13 protein-coding genes are annotated in these 13,235 nt (G+C 51.0%); 7 read left to right on the top strand and 6 right to left on the bottom strand.

The window, feature by feature from the left end:
- The first annotated feature begins 759 nt into the window (after positions 1-759).
- Positions 760-1,527, top strand: coding sequence for a response regulator transcription factor (locus AC1MLT_RS01365; RefSeq protein ID WP_481033502.1), 768 nt, complete (start codon positions 760-762; stop codon positions 1,525-1,527).
- 112 nt (positions 1,528-1,639) lie between these two features.
- Here the strand turns inward: AC1MLT_RS01365 and AC1MLT_RS01370 are convergent, their stop codons facing one another.
- Positions 1,640-2,494 carry a response regulator gene (locus AC1MLT_RS01370; RefSeq protein WP_481033503.1) on the bottom strand — a complete coding sequence of 285 codons (855 nt, stop codon included), beginning with the start codon at positions 2,492-2,494 and terminating at the stop codon, positions 1,640-1,642.
- An 836-nt stretch (positions 2,495-3,330) separates the two neighbouring features.
- Between AC1MLT_RS01370 and AC1MLT_RS01375 the strand changes: the two genes are divergently transcribed.
- The 3 genes from AC1MLT_RS01375 (at position 3,331) to AC1MLT_RS01385 (ending at position 7,096) form a co-directional block, all read left to right on the top strand.
- Entirely contained in the window at positions 3,331-3,543 is a 213-nt protein-coding gene (locus tag AC1MLT_RS01375; RefSeq protein ID WP_481033504.1) for a hypothetical protein, read from the top strand.
- Between the two features lie 768 nt (positions 3,544-4,311).
- Positions 4,312-5,988 carry an ATP-binding response regulator gene (locus AC1MLT_RS01380; protein ID WP_481033505.1) on the top strand — a complete coding sequence of 559 codons (1,677 nt, stop codon included), beginning with the start codon at positions 4,312-4,314 and terminating at the stop codon, positions 5,986-5,988.
- A 349-nt stretch (positions 5,989-6,337) separates the two neighbouring features.
- Positions 6,338-7,096, top strand: a complete 759-nt coding sequence (locus AC1MLT_RS01385) for a hypothetical protein (RefSeq protein ID WP_481033506.1) — start codon at positions 6,338-6,340, stop codon at positions 7,094-7,096.
- On the opposite strand, the gene AC1MLT_RS01390 is transcribed toward AC1MLT_RS01385, so the two are convergent.
- The 4 genes from AC1MLT_RS01390 to AC1MLT_RS01405 all read right to left on the bottom strand — a co-directional run bounded on the left by AC1MLT_RS01390 (position 7,087) and on the right by AC1MLT_RS01405 (position 9,507).
- On the bottom strand, positions 7,087-7,605 hold the full coding sequence (locus tag AC1MLT_RS01390) for a peptidoglycan DD-metalloendopeptidase family protein (RefSeq protein ID WP_481033507.1): 519 nt from the start codon (positions 7,603-7,605) through the stop codon (positions 7,087-7,089). The two genes, AC1MLT_RS01385 and AC1MLT_RS01390, sit on opposite strands and share 10 nt — an antisense overlap.
- A gap of 86 nt (positions 7,606-7,691) precedes the next feature.
- Positions 7,692-8,183: a CreA family protein gene (locus AC1MLT_RS01395; protein WP_481033508.1), complete on the bottom strand. Its 492-nt coding sequence runs from the start codon at positions 8,181-8,183 to the stop codon at positions 7,692-7,694.
- Positions 8,184-8,229: 46 nt separating this feature from the next.
- Positions 8,230-8,802, bottom strand: a complete 573-nt coding sequence (locus AC1MLT_RS01400) for an NUDIX hydrolase (RefSeq protein WP_481033509.1) — start codon at positions 8,800-8,802, stop codon at positions 8,230-8,232.
- 3 nt (positions 8,803-8,805) lie between these two features.
- On the bottom strand, positions 8,806-9,507 hold the full coding sequence (locus AC1MLT_RS01405; RefSeq protein WP_481033510.1) for a fumarylacetoacetate hydrolase family protein: 702 nt from the start codon (positions 9,505-9,507) through the stop codon (positions 8,806-8,808).
- Between the two features lie 161 nt (positions 9,508-9,668).
- On the opposite strand from AC1MLT_RS01405, the gene maiA reads away from it, so the two are divergent.
- The gene (gene maiA, locus AC1MLT_RS01410; protein WP_481035077.1) at positions 9,669-10,331 is read left to right on the top strand and encodes a maleylacetoacetate isomerase; all 663 of its coding nucleotides are present in this window, start codon (positions 9,669-9,671) and stop codon (positions 10,329-10,331) included.
- 3 nt (positions 10,332-10,334) lie between these two features.
- Positions 10,335-11,102, top strand: coding sequence for a peptidoglycan editing factor PgeF (gene pgeF / locus AC1MLT_RS01415; RefSeq protein WP_481033511.1), 768 nt, complete (start codon positions 10,335-10,337; stop codon positions 11,100-11,102).
- On the opposite strand, the gene AC1MLT_RS01420 is transcribed toward pgeF, so the two are convergent.
- Complete coding sequence (locus AC1MLT_RS01420; RefSeq protein ID WP_481033512.1) at positions 11,031-11,339, bottom strand: hypothetical protein; 309 nt, start codon at positions 11,337-11,339, stop codon at positions 11,031-11,033. The two genes, pgeF and AC1MLT_RS01420, sit on opposite strands and share 72 nt — an antisense overlap.
- Before the next feature lie 120 nt (positions 11,340-11,459).
- Between AC1MLT_RS01420 and phaC the strand changes: the two genes are divergently transcribed.
- On the top strand, positions 11,460-13,223 hold the full coding sequence (phaC, locus tag AC1MLT_RS01425) for a class I poly(R)-hydroxyalkanoic acid synthase (protein ID WP_481033513.1): 1,764 nt from the start codon (positions 11,460-11,462) through the stop codon (positions 13,221-13,223).
- Positions 13,224-13,235: the final 12 nt, after the last annotated feature.

Here is a 13,235-nt window from a genome sequence, read left to right on the forward strand (position 1 = left end):
TGGATAGGCGGCGATAATATCTGCAGACTTCAGTCTTCATCAAGTCGCCCATTTTGATCAATGAAGGCGCATTATGGTAATCAGAAATTCTATCAAATAAAAAGATCGACCTTCGTGCAAATAAAGTTCGGAAATTACGGATTAAAAAAGTTTCTAGTCAAATTCATTGACGATAAAAAAGAAAACCGTTGATTATAAATGCAAATAACATGAAGAAATTTATATTTGTGGAAATTTTTGCTCCGTCGACGATAAAAAACGTTGTAATTAAATATCGGGCGGCATTTCAATTAAAAAGTTTGCTTATTCAGAGCATATCTCGTAGAGCAGCAGGATGTCTGTTGCCACCGTTGAACCATGTGGCAACTGGTTACCGCCAGCGACGGACTCACCAAGACTGCGTCTTTGCGCACACCTATGTGCATTCCTCCTAAATCTGCAAAATTCATCTGCTGACACGCGTTGCGATTAGCAGGACCAATGTGTACTGTGGATAATCATCTGGTTACCACTGATACATTTGATCGCGATAAAATAAGTAAAAAGTACACTTTATGGAGCGCGAAAGGTCCAACATATGTGAATATATTTATCAATTCATTAACTTTTCTTGACTGGCATAAAATTTATGGTTAACAAATGTTCAGTTTCAGATCTTCATGGTGAAGCGCGGCAATGAAAGAATCGAGTACTTAGCCATAGCCATCAGCTTCACCATGCTGGTGTCTATTAGCAATACGCTTATCTGGTAGAAATTGCATGCGAATAGCCCTTCTCGACGACGACGAAGCACAGATCAAGCAGCTCATTGCTGCTCTGAAAGCCCCTTTCTTATCTGTGGAAAGTGAAACGATATGTAGTTCCTTTGCTAGTGGTGAAGCATTGCGCCGAGCCTTACGGACTGAAACATTCGATGTATTGGTATTAGACTGGATGATGCCGGACCTTGATGGCTTTGATCTGCTGCACTGGCTTCGAACTGAGCGAAATGACAACACACCAGTAATCATGTTGAGCGCGCGTGCAGCGGAAAGAGATGTTGCTGCAGCTTTGGGTCTGGGAGCCGACGACTACATCTTCAAACCTTTTAGGCCGCTTGAATTGCGAGCCCGGATCGCGCGCTTATTCGAAAGAACATTGAAGAGTCGCAATGGCCCTGGTTCAAGGTTCGGAAAGTGGGACTTCGACAGCGCGACCAATATCGTTAAATATCGAGCGGAAGTGGGCGGGAAAAGTGAAGAAGTTCGTTTAACAGAAAAAGAATTTAAATTCGCTTTGACGCTGTTTAGAAACATAGATCGACCCGTGTCGCGGGGTCATCTGCTCGCAGCTGCCGGCTACAGTAGCGAATCTATTACACGATCATTAGACATTCATATTTACCGGCTGCGAAACAAGCTTCAACTGGAAGGAACAAGAGACGTACATCTGCGAACTGTCTACGGGCAGGGCTACAGGCTGCAGCGTAGTGCTTCTTCCTACTCCGATAAGACTCCGGAAAATAAATATGGAAACCTGAATAGATAATATGAAATTATTTAGCAGGTCATGCTTAGTAAATTTTATGTCAAAAATATTTTTCTGCTCTTTAAGAAAATGTGGTTGAACGATCAATTCAATATCTCCAGAGAGTAGGGCTTTAGCGAATAGTCGGAGAAATGAAAAAGCTTCGTAATGCCGCCAATTGCTCTTTTATATCGACGGCTTCTTCGATCCTCTTAATTTGGTTAATCCTTCTGCATAAAGCAATTCCACCATTGAAACCATGTAAGGCCGGGCTGCCAGCCAGGGTATGAGCTGCGCGCTTCAATGCCGATATATCTTTTTTTTGAACCGCGTGCCCCATCTGGTCTATCAGAGATAACCGAGATTCTATGAAAGAGGGAAATTGCTCTAAGAAGCTTTGATCAATCCAGAAATCTGTATCAGTATTGGAGGAATATATTCCAGAAGCTACCATCTTTAGAACATCGTTTAGCTCATCTTGACATAGGGGCTTGCTCAGGATGCCATCGAATCCAACCTCGCGAATCAGCGCTGTGATTTCTGAATTATTAGTGTACGTATGAGCATATATTATGCTTCGAGCTTCGTCTGCGGCGGCTTGAAGCCGACGGATTTCGCCTAACACATTCAGTGCGTCCAGTCCGTCCAATGCCGGCATCTCAAAGTCAATCAAGATGAAGTCGGGCCTTCGAGTGACAAGCGCGTCAATGGCTGATGTTCCGCTAATCGACCTGCGCGCATTAACACAATCAGGAATTAAGCTTTTAAATACAAACCAGCTCTCATCTTTGTCATCGACGATCAACGCTGAAAAGTTTGTATTGCACGTGGGTTGCTCTGTCGAGTTAATTTGCGAGCGCATGCCGTATTGACTAGCGATCTCATTTTGCGCATCGCCGCTTCCCGACTTCGGGTTTTCGAAAGATGCACACGCGTGGCGTACCATCCTGGCTAGCCATCCGATACGTCTTCTGCTCAGCTGCGTCATCTCAAGCTCTATATGGTTGTAAGCCTGCACTTCCTATTGGCAAATAAAATACAAGTCCACGAAATCACTTGCTGCCATAGGCTATGAAAATTGCAAGGAATGTCTGTCGCGTCGACTCGCCGCATAACGCATGCCGTCTTTTAACCAGATGGTTACATGAAGTGCAAGAATTCTGGCTGTAACGATCTTAAAGTCTTGCGTGTCGTTTGTGAAGCTGAAAATTTAGGTATCGATTAATTTAAGATGTTTGCCGAGCCCATTATTGAAAATTTTTTTTCAAACATGCTTTAAATTTTTAATATGTTTTCGAATTCATGCAAGGTAGAGAACCGTGAGGATTGCTTAACATGGAATTGATAAGATGAGACTTGAAAAGATGCAAAAATGACAAAACAAACGTTTAATACTTATATTAAGTAGGTAGAGCGAAGTGCGATTTGCTGGTTACGAATGCTGGGCGAGAGCATTATTCTCTTTTCAGAATTCGGGTAAAAATAAATCGCCATTGCTATGTTTTTGGCATGCTGAATTCGGTCATTTTAACTATAATGCTGTTAAGCCGACATTTAGCAAGTAATTTTTTAGCAGCGAACTCACAAAGCTGCTTGCGGAGCTAAACTTGCACTCAATTTTCTCAATCAGTAGGAGACTTTCCATTCATCCTGGTTATGCATTATTCATTGCTTGATCCATCGGCCTTAAAAACACCAGCGGCTGTAACAAGATCATTTGGAGTGTGGTCAATGACGAAGTTTTAGATCCCAGGAGCGCGGCTATAAAAATATACGACTATGGCCACTGCGTTTTGTCCGATCTTGATGCATCATCTTTTTCGCATGAAATTGATCAGCGATCAGCGATCAGCGATCAGCGATCAGCGATCAGCGATCAGCGATCAGCGTCAAATGTTAAACGACTTGCGCAAAGATAGTTGTAAAAGGGCCAGTGGTTGCGATTGCGAAGAAATCGCAGGCAGTATTTTAATTTGCATTGAAATGCAAGAAGAAGAGAATTTGAGTTACGAACGCATTTCTCTGGATGTTGGTTGACGGTAGACAGCTTGACCTGCGTATGCCAGATGGATCGGGAAGTTTCAACGACAAATTTGATCAATATTGAAGATGGATAGGATGTTAAGTCAGTCCCAACGCGGTCGGGCGCAAAGAAAGTTTTAAAAGTGTCTTGGTAAAAAAAGATCTTCATTTCATGCATTAAATGGCAGTAAGCGAACTGTGAGATGCGGATAAGTAACCTGCGGACTTAATATTTTTAGCACGCAAGCTTTAGAATCGTCAGTTTGCGAAAAACGGATTACGTATATAAATGCGTTGGCTATGCATAATTTGATTGTACAAAAGTTGCACTTGACCAAATTTGCAATATCTTTGTTTCCAGGAAGGGCATTATACGAGTTGTTGATTGCTGAAGCATGGGATTTAATTGCTTGAAATATTTGAATGCCATTTTCAGGGCAGCGGAAGGGTCACTTCGTGAATATGTGTCAACTAATTTTCGATTTATCAAAATTCTACTTTTTTGATCTTTGGCTATAAATTCAACGATGGAAGCCGATGAAAATGCATTTGAAATCCCAAGATCTATGATTTTTAGGAAAAAATTTGTGTTTCCCCAGTGCAGAAGTGGCTTATCTTATTTGAAGTGAATCCTGTTGTCGACCAGAATAAAAAGGCTGTCAGATAGACAGAATTAGTAATGCTGCAGCTAAATGGTCTGATCTCACGCAGAAAAAGAAGTAATAGAGAAGAAGAGACTCGAAATCTTGAGCTGATATCTGTGATGGGTGCAGGCAATGCGTTTTGCCAGTTTATGTGTTTTTTGTAGTTGTTTGCGCGTACATTATATATCCAGGTATCCCTCGTTCTACGGCGACCGCATGGATCGGCATCTATCTTCTTTACACTTCGATTCGAACGGTAGCAACATATTTATATCATGATGACGCCAATCGTACCGATGCAGAGCGGGTAACGCAATGGCGACGTTTTGTGTTTTGTTCCGCTTTTACCCATGGCATTATTTTGGGTAGCTTGGCAGTCATTGCGTTGCCTATACTTGCTCCTACACGTCAGCTTTTACTGACTTGTTTTGTGCTTCTTGTGACAACCGGGGCAATTCTGTATGTTTCTGCAATTCTTCCCGCTTTATTGATCCTGATATTTGCCGCATTGATGCCATTTGTCATGATCTGGCAGATCAGGCCTGGTGTTTTCGAGTTGCCGGTGTCGAATTTCCTTTTGGGTGCTTTGTTTGCAAACTTATTTTTAAGTGTTGTGCATTACAGAAATAATTCAAAATTATTTTTTTTTGCTGCTGAAAAAGCCGTCGCCATTAAGGAGCTTGAACACAAGAATCGTGAACTTGTTGTGGCCGACCGGGCCCGCGTCCAGCTATTGGCGGTCACTAGCCATGATCTCAGGCAACCCGTTCATGCGCTAAGACTCATTCTCGCTCATGCCAGCGAGAATGATGAAAAAGAAGTGATCTGTTCGAATATTTCAAAGCTTAGACGCCTTGCCGACCTGATCGCTCAAATGCTTCTCGAAATGATGGATTTGAGTGCATTGGAACACGAAGCAGATACTAAGAATCTAGAGTCAATATCGTTAGAGAGTGTTTTGCAACAACTCAAAGTGAGTCAAGAGCCTCTCGCAGAAAAGAAAGGTCTGCAGCTTGATATTCAGTGCTCGAAAGATGTTTGGGTGCTCGCAGATGCAAGCTTATTGAGGAGGATGCTTCTTAATCTTGTATCTAACGCAATCAAGTATACGCATGCCGGGCGTGTGGTGGTTGAATGCAATGTGCAAGAAGTGAATGTGGTAATCAGTGTGCGTGACACTGGGGCTGGAATTCCTCAATCGCGTCTAGACGATATTTTCAAGCCTTATGTACGGCTTGACCATTCTGTCGCGGACAATGAAGGAGCAGGGTTGGGTCTGGCTATTGTTCATCGTGCAGCAGTAGTGCAGGGATTCGACATCTACGTCGCATCGACGATGGGCGTTGGTTCTGTATTTGAGCTTAATGTGCCGTTGGCAAAAAAAAGAATGCTTGTTGAAAAACCCCGCGCGTCGCCGGCCAGTGTTCCGTCTGCAAGATTACGTCGCATTGCTGTTGTTGATGACGATTTTTTTGCAAGAGAAGCATTGATCGCCCTTTTAAAACATTGGGGTTATGAGACGGTCAGTGGGGAAAGCATTTCAGCCTTGCGCGGCGCACTCAGGTCGTTCGAAAAGCCTGGATTGATTATTGCTGACAATCAGCTGGGCGAGGGTGAGTGGGGTACTGAGGCAATATCTGCAGTGAGAGAAATATTTAAGGACGAAAATATTCCAGGAATCGTGATCACTGGCGATACCAGTCTCATGCTTGACGGGTTTGTCAACATGAAACTTATGCATAAGCCGCTGGATCCTGGCTCTTTAAGGAATCTGTTGGCAAAGTTACTTGATCAAAGTTCATCGAGTCACGTTTGATAGTAGTAGAGTTTTAAAAAGAAGATTATTCTGATAGGCATAAAAAAACTTGGGGCAGAAATTAGACTTCGATGTGCAATCTGAACATATGTTAATGAAACATGATGTTGTATCACTCTGCGTTAGATGATGCTGGCAGTCTGCTTTATCGTTCAAAAGGTTTGTTGCTGTTCAATTCGGCATGCGGTCGCATCTCTTCGGAGTGCATCTCGACGTTTGAAGCTTTGAGGATGTCTAAATAAATTATGAAATTGCTCAAAGAGGATTATTTTTCCGAAGCTAGCCGACGCGCCGTGCCCCGGTCTATGGCATGCCGCGGAATGGTCAGTCATTGCCGACGCTTGGACTCATGATGGGTCTGTCTTCAATCTCTACACCTTTGAGGCCTCGTGTTGCCATCATTGCGCCAACACCACGCATCCGCGAATATGGCCGACGCGCATTGCGACTTTTAGGGTGTACCCCGTTGATTTTCTTGGGTCTCGATGAATTTTTCGAGATCGGCGATCGTGCCAATCAAATGTCTCTGATCTTTCTTGAGCATTCTTCGAGTACTGCGCAGGGTGCTGAAAGCAGTGTGGAGTCAGGCGATCGTTTGCGCGCAGCGATCGGTGATGAAATTCCAGTGGTGCATTCTGTGCCAATACGAACAGGTGGTGCCATCCCAGGTTTCAGGGGCCATGATATGTTGTTGCCAGGCTCCCTATCGTTCGCGCAACTCTGCCGGACGTTGCGAGGCTTTTTACAGAAGCAGGGTATGGTTGTGTCGGATGCGTCGCTGGAGTGGGGTAATTATCGCTTTTGCCTTGATTCTGGTCTTGTTTTTGTCGCGGGAAGGCCAGTGGTTCTCAAGGCCGACGAGTTCGATTTGGCCTTGGAGTTGTTTTTCTACATGGGGTCGAAGGTATCGCGGCCATGGTTGAAGACGATGGTTCCAGGATTGCAAGCTCTTCGCAGGCGGGCGACTGCTCCAGCAGCTGACGCGGCGTTGTTTCGGCTTCGCGACTTGCTAGGGTTGCAGCCAGAGCAAGGTTGGGACTTGCAAGTCAATCCGGGTCTGAGTTGTACCCTCGTACGGTCAATCAATGTGATCCATAGTCAAGGTTGACCAGTTTTTCGGAGTGCCTGATTTAGATAGGGTTCTGGATCGACAGCAACTCCGTTTTTTCGGAGTTCAAAATGAAGCTTGACCTGATCCGAATCAGTGTCACCCATTTCGGCGATCTTTTGTCCTTGCTGAACCATATCTTTCTCCGACACCAAGATCGCTTGATTGTGGGCATACGCGGTCAGGTACGTCGCGTCGTGCTTTAGGATGATCATTCGACCATATCCTCTGAGCTGATCACCGGCGTATACCACCTGCCCATCTGCAGCTGCCACGATCGCTGCTCCTCTCACGCCTGCGATGTCGATGCCTTTACTGCGTTCCCGGTTGTAGCGTGTGATGACAGCTCCGTCGGCGGGTATCACGAACTGCACTTGTGGAGCAGGTCTTGAAATCTGCGCAGGAGGTTTTGGGAGCTGATCAGTAGGGGAAACATTTGCACAACCCACAATTTGGATGGCGATGATTAGCGTCGAGAATATTTTTGGTGTTGGGTGGGGCGGCATCATTAAAAAAATATTTTTCAGAGGGCGTTGATTTCGCTATTCTGCGAGCGTGCTTGAAAAGTAAAGACTTCACGCCATAGTCAAGGCGTCTACTTCGTTGAAATCTGGATTTCCGTGTTGGCGTCCACTGGAACGGCGGAGATGCTGTTTTGCGGCGAACCCTCAATCAGGCGATCGGAATAGGACAGATAGATGAGCGTATTTCTTTTCACGTCGACGATGCGGACGACGCGCAACCGTTTGAACATGATCGACAAGCGTTCATTGAATACTTCTTCGCGTTTTTTTATGGGTTCTGTGAATGCCAGGGGCGCAATCTGGCGGCACGCGATCGACGCCTCGGCCTTGTCTTCCGCGATTCCAAGTGCGCCACTGACGCCGCCGGTCTTTGCGCGGGAGACAAAGCAGGTGACGCCTTTGATCTTCGGGTCGTCGTAGGCCTCGACAATGATCTTGTGATCGGGGCCGATCCATTTGAACGCTGTATCGACTTCGCCGATGACTTCTGCACGGGCGTCGAATGCCGATGTCCATGAGATTTGAAAGGCCGCTGCAAGCAAGAGAATCCGTCGTTTTTGCATGGAACTTTGATGACGAGAATGTGTATTTCGGTGTCTTTCGAGGTTTTCAGTTGATGTCGAGCGTGTGAACACGCTCAAAGGCGCCTGACCTGAAGTCCTCGAAATAGAGCCTGAGGGCGTGAGAGACGGTACGGAATGCTATTTCGTCCCACGGTATCTCTGCTTCGGTGAATAGTTTGGCTTCGATGGTTTCATGACCCGGGTCGAAGACGTCGTCAAGCAATTGAGCGCGGTAGAAGAAATGCACCTGTCCTACATGGACCACGCTCATCACGGCGAACAAGCCCAGCATTCGGTAGTGGGCACCTGCCTCCTCATCGGTTTCACGCGCTGCGCCCTGGGAGACGGTTTCGTTGAGCTCCATGAAGCCGGCGGGCAGCGTCCATTTGCCTCGTCGAGGTTCGATGTTGCGTTTGCATAGAAGGACACGGTCATCGAGCGTTGGGATCGTTCCCACTACATTGAGAGGATTTTCGTAGTGGATGGTCTGACACGCTGGGCAGACGGCGCGCTCGCGCGTGTCGCCATCATCAGGCACCCGATATACCACGGAGGTGCCGCAGTTTCGGCAGTGCTTGATGTTCCGGCCTTTTGCATGACTGGAGTCTGGAACGATCATGAATCAGACGATCTTGACGGTCAGCGTCGGTAGTCCTGCAACCGTTCCTTCGAGGACATCGCCTTTCACGACGGCCGCTACGCCTTCGGGCGTGCCGGTGAATATGAGGTCGCCAGGTTGGAGTTCCCAGGCTTTCGAGAGGTGTTCGATCGTCTCGGCAATGGTCCAGATCAGTTTCGCGACGCTGCTGGCCTGGCGCGGGATGCCGTTGACCTTTAGGGCGATGTCCGCGTTTTCGATGTCACCCGCCTGGGCCGTGGGAACGATCGGACCGATGGGCGCGCTCTGGTCGAAGCCTTTCGCGATGTCCCATGGGCGGCCTTGCTTCTTCATGTCGGCCTGGAGATCGCGACGCGTCATGTCGAGTCCGACGGCATAACCGAAGATATGTTTGTGGGCATCAGCCGCGGTGATGTCTCGACCCCCGGTTCCGATGGCGGCGACCAACTCGATTTCGTGATGGAGATTTTGCGTCAGTGTCGGGTAGTCGATGGTTCCAGGGCGGTCGTTGTCCATCACGACGATCGAGTCATTGGGCTTCATGAAGAAGAAGGGCGCTTCACGTCCCGAGAACCCCATTTCCTTCGCATGATCTTCGTAATTGCGTCCCACACAATAGATCCGCCTGACCGGGAATCGGACGTTTTGACCAAGTACGGGAATCGAGACCGTTGCAGGTGGGGAGAAGACGTAGTCGGAAGCCATTTTTTGATCCTTGATTCAGGGGGTTGAGGGGCCTGGTGCAGAAGGGTTCTGTGTTCGCTGGTCAGTGTGCCAGAGTGGCGGCGCGATCTTCGATGCCGCCTCGGACGAGGGAAATCCGGTACGGCTCTCATTGCAAGCCGCCGCTATGCTTTGGCCGCATGATGAAGCTGCACAACTACTTCCGCTCTTCCGCTTCCTATCGAGTCCGCATCGCCCTCGGGCTCAAGGGCTTGGCATATGAGTATCTGCCGGTCCACCTGGTGCGTGGCGAGCATCTGCAGGCACCGTTCACGTCGATTTCGACCGACATGCTGGTGCCTGTCCTGGAGGTCGAGAGCGAGGATGCGTCCAGCGGCGGATGGGAGCAGCTTTCGCAATCGATGGCCATCATCGAGTACCTCGATGAAACACATCCCGAGCCTCCCTTGCTTCCGCCCGATGCGACCGGGCGCGCTCATGTTCGTGCCCTGGCCCAAATGATCGCCTGCGACGTGCATCCCGTGAACAACTTGCGTGTCCTCAGATACCTGGTCCGCGAACTCAAATTGGACGATGCCGCCAAGACAGTCTGGTACCGGCATTGGGTGCGCGAGGGTCTCCAGGCGTTCGAACGTCAGTTGGCGCGACGGCCGCCAACACGTTATTGCTACGGCGACAGTCCCACGATGGCCGATTGCTGCCTGGTGCCACAGATCTTCAATGCGCAGCGCTTCGATTGCGATCTGTCAGGACTGCCACGCACGATGACGGCCTATGAGACTGCCATGCAGCTCGAGGCCGTCCAGGCGGCTCATCCTGCCCTGTGCCCTGACGCGGAGGGCTGATCAATGGCGGCCTCGGTCATGCCGGTCGACTGGCTCGTGCCCGACTGGCCGGCGCCGCCCGGCGTGCGTGCCGTCTGCACGACGCGGGCTGGCGGGATGTCGCTGCCGCCTTATCAAGGACTCAACCTGGGAAGCCATGTCGGCGATTGCCGGGAAACGGTCATGACCAACCGGTCCATGTTGCAAGACGTGCTCGGTTGTCGGCCGGTCTTCCTGGAGCAGGTGCATGGCGTGCAGGGACTGTCGATCGATGAAAACACGTCCGACGGACTGCGTGCCGATTTCTCCATCGCCTCTCGGCCTGGTGTCGCCTGCACGACCATGGTGGCAGATTGCCTTCCGATCCTCTTCGCGACCCGATGTGGCACGCGTGTGGCGGCGGCGCATGCCGGATGGCGGGGACTGGCTGCGGGAGTGCTCGAAGAGGCGCTGAATCGCCTGGCGATCGAACACGCCTCGCCGCCGATGGTCTGGCTGGGCCCATGCATCGGCGCACAGGCGTTCGAGGTGGGTGACGACGTCAAGGATGCCTTCGAATCCCAAGATGTCTCACTCTCGGACTGCTTTCGCACCACTGGGACGACCGGGAAATGGTGGGCCGATCTGGCGCGACTCGCCAGAAGACGCCTGCATATGGCTGGCGTAGAGAGCATCCACGGCAACGACAGCAGCCCTGCCTGGTGTACGGCAAGCAATCCGTTACGTTTCTTTTCGCACCGGCGCGACGGCGTCAGTGGAAGATTTGCCGCCTGCATCTGGATTGCCCCTTGAGGCGGCGCTCGAGATGTGATCGGCGATGCGGGCGTCCTCCTGTTCGGCCGCCTCACGCTCCTTGATCCGTCTGCGACGCGCCGGGGCGTTCATCAGGTAAACCACCAAGGCCACCGGTGCGACGCCATAGAGTAGAAAGGTGAATATGGCACCGATGACCGTTCCGGTCGTGTGGGTGCCCTCAGCCACGGCCATCATCAGGGCCACGTACAGCCAGGCGATCACGACGATATGCATAGCAATGGAGTGTGCCCAAATAATTACCAAGCTGGGGAATGCCGCGTTGTGGGCGGCATGTGAATGCAGGATACTTTCTTTGAGAAGCAGGGTTAATTGGATGAGGACTCAGGAGACATCATGAAACAGCAATCGGCACCGGCGGATGCCTTTGGAACTTTCCAGCAGGCATTGGCGCGCGGATGGCAACAGGCCATGGAGTCCTTTCAATCGATCGGTGCCAACGGCGCGAGCGGGGCACCGGTTTCCATGCCCATGGCGGACTTCGGCAAATCCGTGGAGGGGATGTCGGCCTTGCCCAAATTCTCCCTGCCACCCGAACGGATGCAGGAGATCCAGCGTCGATACATCGCCGAAGCCACGGAACTGTGGCATCAGGGCTTGGCAGCAAAACCGGCTGGCGATCGTCGCTTCTCCGCCGAGGCGTGGACCGGCAACCCGCTGTCGGCATTCACTGCGGCCGTCTATCTGCTGAACGCGCGCACGCTGATGGGCATGGCCGACTCGGTGGAGGCGGATGCGAAGACCAAGGCACGATTGCGTTTCGCGGTCGAGCAATGGCTCGCCGCCACTTCGCCGAGCAATTCGCTGGCTTTCAATGCCGATGCACAGAAGAAAGCCCTGGAGACACAAGGCCAGAGCATTGCCAAGGGCATGCAGAACCTCCTGCACGACATCCAGCAGGGTCATCTGAGCATGACCGACGAGAGCGCCTTCGAAGTCGGGCGCAATGTCGCCACCAGTGAGGGCGCCGTCGTCTTCGAGAACGAGATCTTCCAGTTGCTCGAATACAAGCCACTCACGGCGAAGGTCTACGAGCGGCCCTTCCTTCTGGTGCCCCCCTGCATCAACAAGTTCTATATCCTCGATCTCCAGCCGGAAAACTCGCTGATCCGGTATGCGGTCGAGCAGGGTCATCGCGTCTTCGTGGTGAGCTGGCGCAATCCGGACGAGTCGATGCGCGACCGGACCTGGGACGACTACATCGAGGATGCCGCCATCAAGGCGATCCACGTGGTCCAGGACATCGCCACCCAGGGCAACCGCGACGACAAGATCAATGCGCTGGGTTTCTGCGTCGGCGGCACGATCCTGAGCACCGCGCTGGCCGTGCTAGCCGCGCGCGGCGAAAAGCCGGTTGCTTCGCTGACGTTGCTCACGACGCTGCTCGACTTCACCGACACCGGCGTCCTCGACATCTTCATCGACGAAACGATGGTCAAGTATCGCGAGATGCAGATGGGGCAGGGCGGCATGCTCGCCGGCAAGGAACTCGGTTCGACCTTCAGTTTCCTGCGGCCCAATGACCTGGTCTGGAATTACGTCGTCGGCAACTATCTCAAGGGTGAAAAGCCGCCGGCCTTCGACCTGCTCTACTGGAACGGCGACGCGACGAATCTACCAGGCCCGTTCTACACCTGGTATCTGCGCAACACGTATCTCGAGAACAAGTTGATCGAGCCCGGGGCGGTCACGGTCTGTGGGGAGCCCGTGGACCTGGGGAGCATCGATGTCCCGACCTATATCTATGGATCGCGCGAGGATCACATCGTGCCTGTTGGCGGTGCCTATGCATCGACCCAGGTATTGCGCGGCAAGAAGCGATTCGTCATGGGTGCATCGGGCCACATCGCCGGTGTCATCAATCCGCCGGCGCAGAACAAGCGAAGCCACTGGATTCGCGAAGACGGCAAGCTTCCCGCCACTTCGGCCGAATGGCTGGACGGGGCCAGCGAACAGCGCGGCAGCTGGTGGACCGACTGGTCGCAATGGCTCAAGACACATGCCGGCAAACAGATTCCAGCACCCAGGAATTACGGTAGGGACCGCGCCTACAAGGCGAGCGAACCTGCCCCGGGCCGCTATGTCAAGGCTCGTGCCTGACGGCCCCAAAAT

It is taken from the genome of Variovorax sp. PEI5, from assembly GCF_056679935.1.